The organism is Synechococcus sp. PCC 6312 (genome assembly GCF_000316685.1).
GTDB lineage: Bacteria > Cyanobacteriota > Cyanobacteriia > Thermosynechococcales > Thermosynechococcaceae > Pseudocalidococcus.
This window is the reverse complement of the sequence record NC_019680.1, coordinates 1213288-1229208: the sequence shown is the minus strand read 5'-3', so window position 1 is coordinate 1229208 and position 15921 is coordinate 1213288. Positions and strand designations below refer to the sequence as shown.

General features: G+C 47.2%; 15 protein-coding genes. 5 read left to right on the top strand and 10 right to left on the bottom strand.

The genetic code is table 11. From position 1 onward, the window contains the following. Positions 1-51 precede the first annotated feature (51 nt). The 4 genes from SYN6312_RS06100 to SYN6312_RS06085 form a co-directional block, all read right to left on the bottom strand. Positions 52-657, bottom strand: coding sequence for a trans-aconitate 2-methyltransferase (locus SYN6312_RS06100; protein WP_015123988.1), 606 nt, complete (start codon positions 655-657; stop codon positions 52-54). A gap of 168 nt (positions 658-825) precedes the next feature. Continuing rightward, the gene (gene rpoD, locus SYN6312_RS06095) at positions 826-1974 is read right to left on the bottom strand and encodes an RNA polymerase sigma factor RpoD (RefSeq protein ID WP_015123987.1); all 1149 of its coding nucleotides are present in this window, start codon (positions 1972-1974) and stop codon (positions 826-828) included. A 249-nt stretch (positions 1975-2223) separates the two neighbouring features. Continuing rightward, positions 2224-2991, bottom strand: coding sequence for a lipoate--protein ligase A (locus tag SYN6312_RS06090; RefSeq protein ID WP_015123986.1), 768 nt, complete (start codon positions 2989-2991; stop codon positions 2224-2226). Then, on the bottom strand, positions 2981-4348 hold the full coding sequence (locus SYN6312_RS06085; RefSeq protein WP_253276425.1) for a PrsW family glutamic-type intramembrane protease: 1368 nt from the start codon (positions 4346-4348) through the stop codon (positions 2981-2983). Before SYN6312_RS06085 ends, SYN6312_RS06090 begins: the two co-directional genes overlap by 11 nt. A 12-nt stretch (positions 4349-4360) precedes the next feature. Here SYN6312_RS06085 and plsX point away from each other — a divergent pair, with 12 nt between their 5' ends. Continuing rightward, a complete protein-coding gene (gene plsX, locus SYN6312_RS06080; protein WP_015123984.1) occupies positions 4361-5386 on the top strand; it encodes a phosphate acyltransferase PlsX in 1026 nt (341 codons plus the stop codon). Further along, a complete protein-coding gene (locus SYN6312_RS06075; protein WP_015123983.1) occupies positions 5386-6396 on the top strand; it encodes a beta-ketoacyl-ACP synthase 3 in 1011 nt (336 codons plus the stop codon). Before plsX ends, SYN6312_RS06075 begins: the two co-directional genes overlap by 1 nt. A gap of 132 nt (positions 6397-6528) precedes the next feature. Here the strand turns inward: SYN6312_RS06075 and SYN6312_RS06070 are convergent, their stop codons facing one another. Genes SYN6312_RS06070 through SYN6312_RS06060 form a run of 3 tightly spaced genes read right to left on the bottom strand, consistent with a single transcriptional unit; the run spans position 6529 to position 10665 of the window. Further along, positions 6529-6870, bottom strand: a complete 342-nt coding sequence (locus SYN6312_RS06070; protein WP_015123982.1) for a DUF86 domain-containing protein — start codon at positions 6868-6870, stop codon at positions 6529-6531. Next, positions 6857-7165 carry a nucleotidyltransferase family protein gene (locus tag SYN6312_RS06065; RefSeq protein ID WP_015123981.1) on the bottom strand — a complete coding sequence of 103 codons (309 nt, stop codon included), beginning with the start codon at positions 7163-7165 and terminating at the stop codon, positions 6857-6859. Before SYN6312_RS06065 ends, SYN6312_RS06070 begins: the two co-directional genes overlap by 14 nt. Further along, positions 7162-10665: an N-6 DNA methylase gene (locus SYN6312_RS06060; RefSeq protein ID WP_015123980.1), complete on the bottom strand. Its 3504-nt coding sequence runs from the start codon at positions 10663-10665 to the stop codon at positions 7162-7164. Before SYN6312_RS06060 ends, SYN6312_RS06065 begins: the two co-directional genes overlap by 4 nt. A gap of 389 nt (positions 10666-11054) precedes the next feature. On the opposite strand from SYN6312_RS06060, the gene SYN6312_RS06055 reads away from it, so the two are divergent. Both SYN6312_RS06055 and SYN6312_RS06050 read left to right on the top strand, forming a co-directional pair. Then, the gene (locus SYN6312_RS06055; RefSeq protein ID WP_015123979.1) at positions 11055-11399 is read left to right on the top strand and encodes a hypothetical protein; all 345 of its coding nucleotides are present in this window, start codon (positions 11055-11057) and stop codon (positions 11397-11399) included. Between the two features lie 156 nt (positions 11400-11555). Further along, complete coding sequence (locus SYN6312_RS06050) at positions 11556-12698, top strand: DUF1565 domain-containing protein (protein ID WP_015123978.1); 1143 nt, start codon at positions 11556-11558, stop codon at positions 12696-12698. A 3-nt stretch (positions 12699-12701) separates the two neighbouring features. Here SYN6312_RS06050 and SYN6312_RS06045 read toward each other — a convergent pair whose 3' ends face one another. Both SYN6312_RS06045 and SYN6312_RS06040 read right to left on the bottom strand, forming a co-directional pair. Continuing rightward, positions 12702-13580, bottom strand: coding sequence for an ABC transporter permease (locus SYN6312_RS06045; RefSeq protein WP_015123977.1), 879 nt, complete (start codon positions 13578-13580; stop codon positions 12702-12704). A gap of 80 nt (positions 13581-13660) precedes the next feature. Next, on the bottom strand, positions 13661-14443 hold the full coding sequence (locus SYN6312_RS06040; RefSeq protein WP_015123976.1) for an SIMPL domain-containing protein: 783 nt from the start codon (positions 14441-14443) through the stop codon (positions 13661-13663). Between the two features lie 277 nt (positions 14444-14720). On the opposite strand from SYN6312_RS06040, the gene SYN6312_RS06035 reads away from it, so the two are divergent. Beyond that, a complete protein-coding gene (locus SYN6312_RS06035) occupies positions 14721-15131 on the top strand; it encodes a DUF4253 domain-containing protein (RefSeq protein ID WP_041430654.1) in 411 nt (136 codons plus the stop codon). 44 nt (positions 15132-15175) lie between these two features. Here the strand turns inward: SYN6312_RS06035 and SYN6312_RS06030 are convergent, their stop codons facing one another. Then, positions 15176-15886 (bottom strand): SDR family oxidoreductase, encoded by a 711-nt coding sequence (locus SYN6312_RS06030; RefSeq protein WP_015123973.1) that lies wholly within the window; start codon positions 15884-15886, stop codon positions 15176-15178. Positions 15887-15921: the final 35 nt, after the last annotated feature.

Genomic DNA, 15921 nt, shown 5'->3' with positions numbered 1-15921 from the left:
TCAGATGAGTCATTGACCAAGAGCGTGATCAAAACATAGAGACATCTTTCCCTACCCAACGTGCTTCTGGATAATCAGGTAAACATGATTTTCTGGATGTTGATCATATTCCAAATGCAAACAGGTGCAACCCTGCTGATCAATAATTCTTAAGATGTGGTTAATGCCTAAGGTACTGTACTCAAAATCTTGGGACTGAAAACTACCGCGAATTTCACTGGCATCGGCCCCACCGCCACAGGTCAAAAGCAAAATTCCTTGATCAGCTAAGGCATTACAGAGTTTAGTTAAAACCGGCTCTTGCAAATTCAAGGGTAAATGAAACGTACTATCCCAGGCCGTGATGAGGTTATAAGGTTTAGTGGGTTGCCAGTCAGCCACATTTTGACAATAAAACACCAGGCCTGGATGGAGTTCTTGGGCTAATTGAATCATCTGGGCTGAAATATCCAACCCTTCAACTGTAAAGCCAGAATTGAGTAAGACCGAGATAAAACGTCCACTACTGCCACAACCAATATCAATCGCCAATCCCCTAGGTTGGGTCAATTGAATAGCCCGCCTTAAGGGAGCCAGACCATATTCGGATTGCTGATGCTGCTCTTGCCACCAATGGGCCAAGTCATCATAGGCAATGGCTGTGTCTTCAGGCTGCATAAAACTCCCAACGATCAAAACCAGGGAACAACTAAGAGATCGTAGCTCAAGAAAAGATTGATTCTGCGATCATTATTTCCAGATCAGGATTCATCAGAACTCAAATGTCTTAGTCTAGAAAACTCAATATCACTGGCTTTGATCACCACATTGCGAGATTATCAAAACCTAGCGGATGTATTCCTTCAGAACACTATTGCGGTTGGGGTGGCGGAGTTTACGAAGGGCCTTTGCTTCAATTTGGCGAATCCGTTCCCGCGTCACATTAAAAATTTGCCCAATTTCTTCGAGAGTTTTCATCCGCCCATCGTCCAGGCCATAACGCAGTTTCAAAACATCCCGCTCGCGAGGGCTGAGGGTACATAAAACTGTTTCCAAGTCTTCCCGGAGCAAATGTTTGGAAACCTGATCTTCTGGGGTTTCCCCATCCGACTCAATAAAATCCCCCAATCGAGAATCTTCTTCTTTACCGATGGGGGTTTCTAAGGAAATGGGCAGTTGGGCCGACTTGGCAATAAACCGCAGTTTTTCGATGGTCATTTCCATCCGTTCGGCAATTTCCTCCTCTGTAGGTTTGCGTCCCATTTCCTGGGAGAGGAGTTTGGTGGTTTTCTTGATCCGGGAAATGGTTTCGTAAAGGTGAACGGGGAGGCGGATTGTCCGGGACTGATCGGCAATGGCGCGGGTAATGGCCTGGCGGATCCACCAAGTGGCATAGGTCGAGAATTTATAGCCTTTTTCGTGATCAAACTTTTCAGCCGCCCGAATCAAACCCAAACTCCCTTCTTGAATCAAATCTTGGAAGGACAGGCCCCGGTTCATATATTTCTTAGCGATGGAGACCACAAGTCGGAGGTTCGACTGCACCATTTTTTCTTTGGCCCGTCGCCCGACAAATAAGCGATGCCGAAATGCAGGCAACGTCATCTTGACTTCACTAGCCCAGGGTTCGGGGTGACGCTCTAAATCGTCCGGGTCACAGTCCAATTGCTCACTAATCCGGTCGCGAATCCGTTCTAGTTCCAGCAAGTCGGCAATTTTGCGCGCCAGTTCAATTTCTTCATCAGCCCGGAGCAGGCGAATCCGGCCAATTTCCTGCAAGTACAGACGAATGGAATCTTCGGTGTAGTGTTTTTTCTTGGCCGTGGCCCGCCGCCGTCCCTTAGCTTTACCCGCTTTGCCCTCACCATCATCGGAGGCTTCATCATCTTCTAACTCATCAAGCTCTTCATCCAGTTCATCGTCAGCCTCAATGAGTAATGCATCAAGGGCCATTTCGGCCGCCGGGGTTGCCTCGAGTACAGTGGCCTGGGTCATGCTGGTGTCCTCATCTCTTCTCTCTAAGTGACATTAAAATTGGCGATAGTCGTAAAACTAAGGTTGAAGTAGCTCACCGAGAGTGGGAATTAGCCTGAACTTTAGCGTGATGTAAAAACATCCCAGGCTGGTCAACCCCTAATCCGGTGAGGCTTTCAACATTGTTCTGCAATATTCTAGCTAAAACCTCATTGATTGTAGCCTTTCTTACAAAAATTCGACAACAACCCTGTTTGTTTGGGTTTGGTATTAGTTTGAGCAGGTGAATTGTGGGTCGTTTTGGATCTTTTTAATGGCTTGCCATTCGGCTGGAGTTAAGGGTTCTGAGACTAAGGAGATGCCCAAATCATCCTCTAGGGCCTGGCAGAGGGTTGAGATAATGATTTCAGTATCAGGGAATTGACAGTTAGGCAGGATTAACGGGGCCTGGAATACCTGTTGCCATAAATTTGGATCGGGCCATAGCCGCATTGAACCCTGTTGTAAAACAGTTAACCCACTCCAGGCCTGGGCACTGCCAATTAATTTATAGCCCCCAGAAAGAGGGCATGGCAAAACTAAATCCGCTGTGGTTGCACGACTAAAACAGTTCACAGTCCGCTGATCATGTCCCAGGTCAGACCCTAAGCGCAAGGGTAGCCCCAAACGCCCCCAACCCGTAATCAAAAACTGGCAGAGGGTCTCATAGGCCAAGCGTCGTCGTGGTGCTGCCATCCGAGTCACGATCCCATAGGTCAAATCGCCCTGGTGTAAAACAGCCCGCCCGCCAGTGGGTCGTTTGATTATTTCTAAGGGTTTCCCCCCCCAGGCCAAGGTGCACCACTGGGCAGGTAAATCTTTTTGATGATAACCGTAAGAAATTGCCGCCGACTCCCATTGATAAAACCGCAAACAAGATGTCATCCCGCCCTGTTGTTGTTGTTGCCAAAGCCAGGTATCAATGGCCATTTGGGTTAAACCGGTCGCCGTTATCGGGGGAATATACCGCCAGACCGGGTGAGAGATGTTAACGGTCATAAAAACGGGTCGCAAAGTTCAAAGCTCGGGTGGGGGAGAGTTGACGCGCTTTAAGAATTGTTGCAGTTAGTAACGCATAGGCCAAAATGCCCACCCCGACTAAACCCAAGGGGCCAAAACTGGTTGCCGAAGTATTCCAGAGGGCATGGATTAAGGCCGCCACAAACCAACCCAGGCCGAGGATAAACCAGCGTTGACGCGGGTACAGCACTGCCAAGCCAATGCAGTAACCAAAATAGCCACTGTAGGCCATATGTCCGGCCACCGACCCTAAGACCCGCGGAATCAACACCTGTAAGCCGGTTAAATCTCCCGTTTGGGCAATTAAATTAGGTACATATTGCCCCAGTGTCTCTAACCACGTAAAGCCCAAGGCAGCGGCTGTGGCCAATAAAATCCCATCCAACGGTTCCCAAACCCCAACTTGTTCTCGGCGGGGAGAGCGCAACACCCGGCCCAGGCCCCAAGCGATCAAAACAGGAATTGCTTTGAGTAACTCCTCCATCAACCCCGCCCCAAAAAAGTAACCAATAAACTGCTGCCCAAAATTCATCTGACTTGGATTGACTGTTCCCGGTAACACCTGCCGAAAAAACCAGGCCAGGGCAAGGGTGACAGGACTACGAATTAATAAAATCTCCAGAATTACCGCCGCCGCCAAGACCCAAATTGGTTTCGGTTTGCCACAGAGTTGATAGATAAAGTAATACCCCGCCAGGCCCAAGTAAACCGCCAACACCACCTTAAACAGGGCACCATTAGCAGTGGTCATAAATAGCAAAATTACGGCCAACACCGTCACCATGCCTGGAATCAGATAAGCCTTGCGAGCTAAATCCTGGCCGGCGGCTAACAGAGGCATTAATTGGGACAGGGTTAACGTACTCACGGGCGGGCGGCTGAGGGTGGCGGGGACTGCGCTTGCAGCAATGTAATGAAACTCAAACTCCGGCCCCTCTGTGCCCAACCGAAACCGATCACCAGGAGTCAACACATGGGGGGCAGTAATGCGGCGGTGATTCAAAAATGTCCCGTTAATACTGTTCAAATCCTCAATTTGCCAGAGCCAAGGTTCTGTTGCCCCAGTGCCGGGTCGTAAGGAAACATGATGGCGTGAGACCGCCCCATAGCGTTGGGAATCTAGAGCCACCTGACAACTTTGCGGATCCCGCCCAATCAGGGTTGATTCCGTTTCTGACAACCAAAAGTCCTGGGTTTCTGGAGAAACTTGCCGTAACAGGGGCCCCTGGCCAGGCCTGGGAAACGAGCCAAACGATCCGAGGTTTTCCATCATTTGCGCGCCTAAAGTGCGAGGGAGGGCAAGTTCATCTGCTAAAATTCTGAAGGATTTTGTCACAAGAGTTTAGGAATGACTTGTCCACGGATTGTGGTAGATGCCATGGGCGGCGACTATGCCCCCGACGAAATAGTTGCTGGAGCGATTCGGGCCCAAGCAGAATTGGCAGCAGAAATTATCCTGGTGGGCGACCCTGAGCCAATCCAGCGGTATTTAGATGAACATGAAAGCGGGATTAAGCTCAAAATTGTCCCTGCTACTGATGTTGTGGCAATGCACGAAGAGCCGTTGATTGCCCTGCGCCGCAAACCCAATGCCTCAATCAATGTGGCGATGACCTTGGTGAAGAAAGGGGAAGCCGATGCGGTGGTTTCTGCCGGGCATTCTGGGGCGGCGATGGCGGCTGCCTTGCTTCGACTTGGGAAATTACCCGGGATTGACCGACCTGCCATTGGGGCCATGTTCCCGACCCTCCTCCCCAGTAAATCGGTTTTGATTCTCGATGTTGGGGCCAATGTTGACTGTAAACCCCGCTACCTCGAGCAATTTGCCTTGATGGGTTCCATTTATAGTCAATTTGTTTTAGGCGTTGAAGAACCCAAAGTTGGCCTACTCAATATTGGCGAAGAAGACAGCAAGGGTAATGACCTTGCCCTCCAGGCCCACAGCTTGTTACGGGATAATCCCCGGATTTCCTTTTTGGGTAATGCGGAAGGGCGGGATGTGATGTCGGGGCAGTTTGATGTGGTAGTTTGTGATGGTTTTGTCGGTAATGTTTTATTGAAATTTGCCGAATCCCTCGGAGGCGTGTTAGTTCAAATTCTCCGGGAAGAATTACCCAAAGGCTGGCGGGGTCGCTTAGGAACAGCCTTGTTACGCCCTAACTTACGGAATATTAAGCAACGCATTGATCATGCCGAACATGGGGGCGGTTTGCTCTTGGGGGTGGATGGAATTTGCATCATCAGTCATGGTAGTGCCCAGGCCCCGTCCATTTTTAATGCCATTCGGCTGGCCCAAGAAGCAGTCGAACATCAAGTCTCGCAACGGATTCAGGCCTGTTATCACGCATCCAGTGTTGTCGGAGAGGGAGATTAGTGGATTTGCCTTTTGGCGTTAACTTCATTGGCATTGGTGCCGCAGCCCCACCCACTTCCCTGAGTAATCATGATCTGACTGCCTTGGTGGAAACCTCAGATGAGTGGATTAGAACTCGGACAGGCATTGAAAACCGCCGGATCGCCACACCCGATCTAACCTTGACTGACTTGGCCACCACCGCGGCCCAAGCTGCCCTCACTCAAGCTGATATTGATCCAGCTAGTCTTGATTTAGTCATTTTGGCTACCTCAACCCCGGATGATCTCTTTGGCAGTGCCAGTGTCATTCAAGCTCGGATTGGGGCCGCCCATGCTGTAGCCTTTGATTTAACGGCAGCCTGTTCCGGGTTTATCTTTGGTCTGGTGACTGCCTCGCAATATCTCCAAACCGGAACCTACAAACGAGCATTGGTGATTGGCGCGGATATTCTTTCCCGTTGGGTGGATTGGCAAGATCGGCGCACCTGTATCTTGTTTGGCGATGGGGCCGGCGCGATGATCATCGAAGCTGCTCCCACCCTTGAAAATGCTCTCCTTGGCTTTGAACTGCGCAGTGACGGCCGGCTCAATCACCATTTAACCTTGGCCTACCAACCCAAACCCCAGGCCCTCGCCCACACCCAAATTGGCCAGGGAACCTATCACCCCATTGTCATGAACGGGCAGGAGGTCTATCGCTTTGCCGTCACCCAAGTCCCAGAAGTGATTACCAAAACCCTACATCGGGCCAATTTGACAGCGGCAGATATTGATTGGTTAGTTCTGCATCAAGCGAATCAACGGATTTTAGACTCGGTCGCCCAACGCTTAGAAATTCCCAAAGAAAAAGTTATTAGCAACCTAGCCAACTACGGCAACACTTCGGCGGCTTCGATTCCGTTAGCTTTGGCAGAATCTATTGAAAAAGGCAAAATTAAACCAGGCCATGTCATTGCCACTGCCGGGTTTGGGGCGGGTTTAACCTGGGGTGCAGCGATTTTCCGCTGGGGGTCTGACTTCACAATTTAAAGTTTTACTTTGTGGCTTTAATTTAAGTTAATACCCAAAATTTGAAGTTCCTAATTAATCTATGTTATTGCGGTGGTTTCATCAGCTTCAATTGCTTGGGCTACTCCTGTTTCATGAATTTCAAGTAGTTGTTTAAAATTTGAGCAAAAGTTTTTCTAGTTCCAGAACTAAGGGAGAAAGATCATTTTTTACAGTGTTCCAAACTACATCTTCATCTACGTTTAAGTAGTCATGAACGACCTTACTTCTCATTCCAACGATTGCTTTCCAGGGAATTTCTGGATGAGTATCTCGAAACTCTAAAGAAACTCTTCGAGCAGCTTCGCCAATAATTTGCAATAGATGAGTGATTGCTAATCTCAGTTGCTCATTATTATCAAAGTCTTCTCGGCTTAAACCTGCTACAAAATCAATCGCTTTGTTGGCAGTATCGATCATGTGTCTAATATAAACTAGGTCATCACGTTGCGACATAAAAAACCTTAGCTGTGGCTAAAACGCGATCGCGAATTCGTTGATTGAGAAATTTAGTCGTGATCAGATCAATGGGTCGGTTATCAAATAAAGCTGAAAGTTCCTCTTGAATTTGATATAACTTGAAGAAGCTAGGGGTAAAGCCAGATTCAAACTCAACTAAAATATCGATGTCACTGGTGGGTGAAAAGTCATCTCGCAAAACTGAGCCAAATAACGAAAGTTTAGAAATATGCCATTGTTGACAGAGTGCTGAAATTTGATCAACAGGAATTTCAATATTTTTAAGTTTCATGTCAATTCTATCCCCAAGACTTCTAGCTGCTGGTTAATCCAATTTTTTGCCGTTGCTTCATCTGTTTCGATTGCCCGTTCTACTCCTGTTTTAGCAATTTCTAGCAGTTGTTTGGACTTGTCTTCTGTATCGTAGGATTGAGTAACCTTATGAACAAACTTCTGCTGAACTTCTAACGGAGGGCATGCGATCAGTAAAGATTCAAGCACAGGAATTGTTAAGTTAGTTTGAATCCCGCCTGTATTCGCTTGCTCAGTTTGCAGCTTACCAACCAATGAGTTTATATAAAGGGCAAGATAGGTTGGCAGTATAGATGTTTTATCGGGTCTCGTTAGAATAAAATAACTTCCATAGACAGCATTATTTAAGTATTCGGGAATTACGACAGCAAGCCCCAGTGTTCCACTTCGAGAGATTAGAACATCACCTGTCTTGACATTTGCTTGTTGCTGCTTGGCGGCTTCTTGCGAAATAAATTTTAAGTCTTTTTCACTGAAGCGATACTTCTGCAAATCAGCAATTCTCAGAAAAGGTAAACCTTGATCAAGATATTCAAATGGCTCAGAAGTTCCGTATTTGAAGAGTGATGATAAATCTTCTAGCCTTTTTAGCTCCCACCCTTTCTCTGAACAAGAGGTTTCTAGATGATCATAAAGTTCATCGTATTTAGGCTGGTAATACTCAGCATCGAAGCGACCGGAAGATAGGAACGACTCAGAAAAACTTTTGACTGCAACAGTTTTTTCCGTGGGCTGCCAGGCCTGCAAACCAAGCTCCGACAACAGCAAATTCTCAGCTTGTTGATATATTTTTTTCGATTGCCTTAAAGATGCGTGTGCAAAGTGAACCAATCCTTCAACTGTCTCTTGAAACTTCTCAGAAAGAAGAGGAATTTTAAGGGACTTTATTTTATATATAAAAAGATTGAGTTGAACATTTCCTGTGGATTCTCTAAGAGTCTGAAATTTTCCATACTTAGAAAGAATAAAAGTAGACAAGAAATACGACTTATAATCCTTCTCTATGCGCACAATTCCAACGTGCCTGTCAGAATTTGCCGGAAGAATCGTTTCATCTACTACTGCACAGTTACCAATTGTGCCAACTGTTGAAATAATTACATCGCCTTCTTTGAGTGTGGTACGAGGATTTTTCTTATGTTGTTCATGAGATATACATTCATTTCCTGATAGATCGAATATGTTTTCCTTAGGAGATTTTGCAGAGATTAAATTGATTGAACTATCTTCATCAAATTGAATTGATTCATGAATTCCATCAGTTACATATGCAAATTCTTCAATTTTTTGATAAGGTAATCTTTTGATTTGTCTTAATTTTTCTAGGTACTCAATCTTAAAATACTCGCTGTCAATTCTAAGCAATTCATTATCTTCTAATACATCAGAAAATTTCAACTCAACTGCTTCAAGCCCATCCATTAACTGCTGATACCTCACAGCATCAAACGGTGTTACAGATGGGCCGGGTTCAAAAAAACTGAGATTCTCCTTTTTGGCAAACTCAATAAAGGCTTCGGCAATCCCGTCTTCCGTCAGTCCCTCATGGTTAAACAAATCATGATCCACAATCCAATGATTATGTTCATCGAACCGCAAATCCCCCGAACCGTCAGGCTTCTTGACATAAATCTTTTCACCGGAATTATCCTTGCCCGACTTCCGCATTGTCGCAAAAAAGATATTGTAGTCATCCTTTCGGGGACAGAGTGCGCCAGCTTTGGGGTCATCATTCCACTTCTGCACAAACAACACCGAAGTCTTTGTCCCTGTGTGCGGTTTAAACGTGTTGCTATGTAGCCCTACGACCGCCAAAATTCGACAGCGCGCTGCAATATAATCTCGAATGTTTTTATCAGAAGAGTTGTTAAACCGTCCTTGAGGCAGCACAATCGCCATTCTGCCCCCCGGTTTCAGAAAGTCCAGGTTGCGTTCAATAAATAAAATGTCGCGCCCAACCTTGGTTTCCCATTTTCCATTTGCCTTTTTGGCCAAGTCATAACGGGCAATCATCCGCGGTTCCTTAATATCTCCGGCAAAGGGTGGATTCGCCATCAACACATCAAACTGGAACTCTCGATAGTCCTTGCTGCCTTTGGGTCGTCGCTTCTTCAGTCGCCTAAAACCCTCATGGTAAACATCATCCCAATTCTCCTGCTCCGTCACTTCATCCCACAGTTCGTAGTCCAGCGTATTCAAATGCAACACATTCGTCTGTCCATCTCCGGCAATTAGATTTAACGTCCGGGCCACACGCACAGCCTTTTCATCAAAATCAATCGCAAAAACCTTATCTTCTACATACTCTTTACACCGAGGTGGCTTATCTTCCAAAGAAAATAAATGACTTGCTTCTAAACCCTCATCATCTAAAATCTGTCGCCAGACATAAAAGATTGTATGAACTGGAAATCCAGACGAACCTGCTGCTGTATCAATGATGTACTCATCCTCTTGGGGATTGAGCATTCTCACACACATATCAATGACATAACGAGGTGTAAAAAACTGACCTTTCTCACCCCGACTACTCTTATTAATTAAATATTCAAAAGCTTCATCAATAACTTCAAGATTGGAATTGAATAACTTAACGTTTTCCAAAGACGATACACATACCGATAAATGAGAGCGCGTCAGACTAATCTTGGTATCTTCGCTAAATACACCCTCCCATTTTTTCTTGGCTTTATCAAAAAGAGATTGAATCTTAGTATATAGATCGCTTTCTGTCTGTCCGGTATTGCGGAACTCAAGCGAGTGGCTAGAGCGACGATTACCTTGACCAGCAAACCACTCATCATAGAGTTTAGTAAAAATCAGCTTAAACAATTCCTCAAAAACATCTACCCCAGCATTGGCTAGCACCTCATCTTCCATTTCTTCGATCAAAGTCTTGAGAGATTTGTTCTCCTTTACTAACTTGTCATTAGCAATCAAATCTTCCAGCGTGAACTTGATTTTGAGAATATCAGCCAGGGTTTCATTCGCATTTGGTAACTTAGGGATATCTTCAAAATAATTAGGATCCTTGCGCTGGTAATAGGAAATCTGCGCCCCATTTGTCCAAACAGCAATCTGCGCCCCAGTAGCATTACAGTAAGAGCGAAGCTGTCCTTTGCCATCTTTAAGTTTTGGTTTCTTTAGCTCTACAATCATGTACACTGCATTGGGTCGGTCTTTATCCATTACTACAATGTCTGCCCGTTTCACCTCTGTTCCAAAGTTGACCCCATACTCAACCTGAATGCGGCTGAGAGGATAGTTCAAACGTTCGGTCAAGACTCGTAAATAAAGTTGCCGAATCACCTCTTCTGGCGTAAGTTTGATTTGTTTTTTGCGTACTAAACAATCGGTATAGGGAGCTTCACCACTCTTAGCCTCTTTAAGAATAATGCTCTGCTCTAACTGCTCAATCTCAGCGGTCGTAAACTGCAACAGCTTGTAATTTGAGTCTTTGAGGATATTCGCTAATTTCATTAGGGGTGATTAGGTTGACGCTGTAGGGTACTTTATCTATAAGAGTTTAGAGCTATTTTAGACACAGCCCCATAGATTTTCTAAATCCCATAGGGGTAATTTCTGATTGAGGAGCCATATTTTGACGGGACAGGCTGATTTTTATAAATTGGAGAAAATATGTGCAAGAGTTTTAAACCTAGGGCCAGGATTCCCATAACATTAGCTTCCCAAGGCTTTAAAATCTTCTTCAATTTCTAGTGGTCTTTCTGGTAACAATTTCCCAGGCCAGCCTAAAATCACACTAAAATATTTTCCATCAATCCGATTGATTCGCCAAATACCCCGGGCCTGTGGGATTCCGCTAATTTGGTCATCGGCTTACATCTATGTCATTAGGATATTTCAGGATGAAATCACTTTTATTTAAAACTCTGGTCTTACTTCCGGTTGTGACGGTGGCAGTGACGGCTCTCCCGGCCTGGGCTGAACGGGAAGTGCGGGTGGCCAACAACGGCAAGGGAACCATTTACACCGTGGATATGGATTCTTTAAGTGTCTATGTTGGGAATCAAGGGGTGAAACAGGTCAACTTTAAGCTATCCACGGTTGGCGATGAATATTGGCACGATGCCACAGCCTCCTGTAATCCCTACGATGTCAAAAGTGAATTCTACAACTGGTCTTGGTCAGGGACGCGGAGCTATCCCGCGGGTACAATTGCTGGAGACATTGCCCGAGCTGTTTGTCCTTAAAACCTGAATAACCCATCCACAACACCCGGCAGGATAGTGATTGCTTATCCCACTGCCTAGATTCCGCATTGGGGGAACTGATTCACCGCAGACTACGTCAAAGCCCTGTTAGTGTCCAAGGTTCTAGGGCGGGCAAACTGACAACGTGAGGAGTCTATGGTAGTTAAACAAGTTCGGAATGCTATCTTTGCCGGATTATCAGGGGCAGTGGTGATCATGGCTTTTGCCAATAATCTCCATGATGTAGCCCAGCGGTGGTGGCCTAATCCGTTCCAGGACAGCCTTTCTCCAGATACAAATCCTCATCTCAATGCCATTGCCCAGGCCGCTGATACCCCGCCCAACCCCAACCTACTCGACCGCCTCCAGGCCCTCACAAGCACGCCCACCTTTTATGTTGCTGCCGATGGGACTGATCAATCGGACGGAACCGCCAATGCCCCCTTTCCAACCCTCAGCCAAGCCATAACAGCCGTCACCGCCGCCCAGGCCAAGGAACCCCAAGCTCAATTCATCATCCAACTGGCCGCCGGAACCTACGGGGATGCCAACACCTCCGAACCGCTTTTAATTCCTCCTGGGGTCACGCTGAAAGGACAAGGAACAGCCACCACCGTCAAGCAATCCCTGCAACTCAGTCATAACAGTCGGGTTGAGCAACTTGTCCTCAATGAAACTGGTATCCTAATTCGCCCCCAGGAAAACGCGACTGGCGAGGTATCCGTGGAACAGGTCAGCATTACGCGGGGATTTCTCACCATCAAAGCCGCCGGCCCCTTACCCACGCCGAAAATTCAAGTCAAACACGTCACCATGGCAGATAGCTGCATCCTTGTCAGTGGTGTGGCCAAACCAGAAATTCGCGATGTGCAGATGCGGGGCAATGTGGGTGTTGATGACTTTAGCTTGGCCCATTGCAGTGAAAATGGCTTGCTGGCCAGCGGGGATACAATGCCCTTAATTCAACTCCTGGGAGCCGCTACCTTAGAAAATATTCTCGTATCCAATACCAACTTGGCTATCTTCAACCAGTCCGAGGGCAGTGTCATTAAAAATCTGCGCATTGTGAATAGCTTAAATGGGATTGAAAACAGGGGTAATCTCAGCCTCGATGGCCCCAACTTAGAAAATGTCTCCTACACGGGCATCTGCAATCACGGTAGCCTAACCCTGCAACGCCCCGGATTTGACCCAACAACAGCTATCACCACACCCCAATGTCTGGTTCCCGGCCTGGATCAGCCACCTCCATCTCCGATCAACTTAGCTGGAAACTTAGACACTATCAAAGTGAATTAATTTCTAAGATAGAGTCCGCCGTAACAGGCCTTGAATACTCACCACCACCAGGCCAGCAAACCCCAATAACACAACCATAGATTGCCAGAGGGTAATATGTCCCCAAGCAGCCGCCATAACAACGTCACCAAACGTCCAGGCCGAGTGGAGGTAAAGATACCGAATCGGTTCAATGGCAAAACTGAGGGGGTTTAAACTGGCCACCACTTGCAACCAACCGGGCATAAACTCTAGGGGGACAAGGGCCGTACTCGCAAAAAGCAGGGGCAGGTTGATCACAAAAATCACGGCCAAAAGCTCAATATGCCCAGGCAAGGCAAAGGTCAGCCCCAAGCTCAAGGCCGTCACCCCAAACACCAAACAGAGAATGATTAGCATGACAACCCCCAGGCCAGACCAACTTGGTAAACCACTTCCCAATAAATACCCTGTCCCGACAATGGCCGCCGACTGCAAGACACTCAGGGTGGTAATAAACAGGGCTGAAGCGAGAACAATGGAAAAGCGCGAGACCAGGGGGGCAACCAGGAGCCGATTCAAAAAGCCAAATTCCCGATCAAACATCACCGGCAACCCCGCATTTAAGGCCCCACTAAAGGCGGTAAAGACAATCACCCCGGCGCAGAGGAATTGCCCATAGTCACGGCTGGCCCCGAATAGACCTTGGGGAACGTTTTTGAATAAGGCTCCAAACAGAATTAGCCACATTAAGGGTTGAATAATCCCCGCAATCAGGGTTGAGGGCCGCCGCTGCAGTTGAATAAAGAGCCGCCGGGTTAAGGCTAAAGTCTCCTGAATAAACTCCCCAACGGCTCCAACGTTCTCTTGCATATCTGGTCGTAAACTCAGAATTTCTGGGGATGGGCTAGGCGTGGTAGTCATGGGCAGTTTAATTCCAGGCTGACTTAATTATTCGTAATTTTATCGCAATCACCCACCCGGCAATTTCCCAGCACCGAGTTCTAGTCCACCCGAAAGGTTACCGAAATCACCGCCGTAATGTCCTTGTCAATGGTTTGGGTATCATAGGAGCCACTGCCACTCACATCTGTGGAGTAGCGGGCTGTCACTTGGAACGCATCGGTCTCGGCACTCCGAACTGGCCCCACTCGAGTCCCTGTCACCCCCGCAATGGCATCGGCCCGCTCCTTGGCATCCTTAGTGGCTTCCGTAATCATTTCGACCCGCAATTTGCTGAGATTGGTATAGAGATATTGGGGCGGATCGGAGACAAACGGAATTCCCTCATTAATCAAGTCAGTGCTAGAGCGGGAGATTTTGGCAATCCCATCCACATCCGGCGAACTAATTTCAAAACTCTGGACAAGGCGATAGGCTAAGGTTCTACCCGTAGGATTATTATTGACCATTTCCGGAATGGCCTCGGTACTCACGGCACTCAGGGTAATGGCATCGGCGGGAATAGTTTGGGCTTTGAAATAGGCCTGGACGCGCTCACTATAGCGTTTGACATCTTGGAAGGCCTGGGCTAGGGTGGGCTGCTGACTGGAGACGGAACTGCGCCAAACCACATGATCCGCCCGAATCGGTCGTTTTGCTGAACCAATCACCGTCAAGGTATCGCCACTGCGCAAAGATTTAATCGCCCCCGCCCCGATGAGTGATCCAGTTCCTAGAGCAATAGCAATGGCCACTAAGCCCCAAAAAAGCTGGGGAAAGGGTTTAGTTGTTTCAGGTTTGGCAGGAGCTAAGGCCGATGATCCAGGTTCAGACTCAGGGGGCATAGGATTAGTTCACCAAGAATAATAAAAAGTTGACGATGCCTAAGGACTCATGCCGTAGCGAATGGACTACAGCTTTGATAATGACGCTTTTGAGAGGTGACAACAGGAACTAGAGCAATGTTCCGCTACCCCCGTTCTAATTCACCAATTGCAACGAAAACCGAAAACTTACTTAATACTGACTTAACTGAATACTTACCTAACATTGATGACCCCGCTCAGGAATTCTGCCATCCTTAAAGCTAGTTCTGGATCTAGTCCCAACCGAGATCGCCCTATGCCGACTGCTCACACCCCAGCCAAGTTTGCCCCACTTTATGAACAGCAGACCGAAGCCCCCAATTTTGACCTTGAAACCGATGATATTGTCGCCAAACTCCAGGCCTGGGATGAGCAATATGGGGTTGAGATTCAAGATGTCGAAAATGATGCCCTCACGGTGATGTTTCAGACTTTGCCTGAGGAGCTAGAGAGCCTAGCCGCAGATATTTATGAGTTTTGCCCGGACGTGATTGATCAACACTTTGGCTGTTTTGACTCCATCGTAGAAGACCTAGCCCCCGCAGATATGTCCCCAGAGTTAGCTGAGTTGATTGCTGGGGTTGATTTTACCAATGAAGAGTTTGGGATGACACTCCTAATCAAGTCCTTACAGATCAATAAGGGGGTGGGCTTATGGTGGGATTAACCCTGGAACTTAGTTATCAATCCCGTGAAGAGAATAATTGCCCCCTAGAAAAATAAATGACTCTCAGGTTGGATGTTAATTTCCATGGGCACGGCCTGGGGTTCTGCTTGCAGGGCAAATAGAATGCTCTGGGCCGCAGTGGTTGGACTTAACATTTTGCTGCGATCCACTTTCAAGCTGACCTGATCCCAAAAGGGTGAATCAATCCCACCGAAATAAAACAGGGTAAATTTAATCCCAAATCGCTTCAGTTCATCGGCCATACATTTACTAAAACCCACTGCCCCAAATTTCGAGGCGCAATAGGCTGACCCCATGGCCATGGAGTGTTTGCCCAAAATCCCAATCACATTACAGATATGACCGCCCTTCGTTTCCTTCATCGCCTCTGCCGCAAGTTGACTGGTGTAGAAGTTCCCTTTCAAGTTCAAATCCAGCATCGTATCAAGATCGGCCGGTTCAATTTTGTTGTATTGCTTCAGAATTCCTGCTCCAGCCGCGTTGACTAAGACATCAATTTTGCCAAATTCTGCCTTTGCGGCGGCCATCAGAGCTTGGACTTGGCTGTAGTCGGTAATGTCTGTGGGCTGAATTAACACCGGGCTTTGCGGGGGCAAGGCCATCTCTAAATTCGTGAGTTTGTCAAGATTACGACTAGCGAGAACCAGCTTTGTCCCGAGTTTGGCTAATTCTGGAACCAAGGCCTGGCCAATGCCTCCAGTTGCACCCACCACCACGACAACTTTTCCGTTCACAAACTATCCTGCATGATTGCCTGAGAAGTAACTTT

Excerpts from the sequence above, each read along its gene's own strand:
- SYN6312_RS06040 (WP_015123976.1), bottom strand. The coding sequence starts at position 14,443 with ATGCCCCCTGAGTCTGAACCTGGATCATCGGCCTTAGCTCCTGCCAAA.
- plsX (WP_015123984.1), top strand. The coding sequence starts at position 4,361 with ATGACTTGTCCACGGATTGTGGTAGATGCCATGGGCGGCGACTATGCC.
- SYN6312_RS06045 (WP_015123977.1), bottom strand. The coding sequence starts at position 13,580 with ATGACTACCACGCCTAGCCCATCCCCAGAAATTCTGAGTTTACGACCA.
- SYN6312_RS06100 (WP_015123988.1), bottom strand. The coding sequence starts at position 657 with ATGCAGCCTGAAGACACAGCCATTGCCTATGATGACTTGGCCCATTGG.
- SYN6312_RS06055 (WP_015123979.1), top strand. The coding sequence starts at position 11,055 with ATGAAATCACTTTTATTTAAAACTCTGGTCTTACTTCCGGTTGTGACG.
- SYN6312_RS06090 (WP_015123986.1), bottom strand. The coding sequence starts at position 2,991 with ATGACCGTTAACATCTCTCACCCGGTCTGGCGGTATATTCCCCCGATA.
- SYN6312_RS06035 (WP_041430654.1), top strand. The coding sequence starts at position 14,721 with ATGCCGACTGCTCACACCCCAGCCAAGTTTGCCCCACTTTATGAACAG.
- SYN6312_RS06060 (WP_015123980.1), bottom strand. The coding sequence starts at position 10,665 with ATGAAATTAGCGAATATCCTCAAAGACTCAAATTACAAGCTGTTGCAG.
- rpoD (WP_015123987.1), bottom strand. The coding sequence starts at position 1,974 with ATGACCCAGGCCACTGTACTCGAGGCAACCCCGGCGGCCGAAATGGCC.
- SYN6312_RS06070 (WP_015123982.1), bottom strand. The coding sequence starts at position 6,870 with ATGTCGCAACGTGATGACCTAGTTTATATTAGACACATGATCGATACT.
- SYN6312_RS06050 (WP_015123978.1), top strand. The coding sequence starts at position 11,556 with ATGGTAGTTAAACAAGTTCGGAATGCTATCTTTGCCGGATTATCAGGG.
- SYN6312_RS06065 (WP_015123981.1), bottom strand. The coding sequence starts at position 7,165 with ATGAAACTTAAAAATATTGAAATTCCTGTTGATCAAATTTCAGCACTC.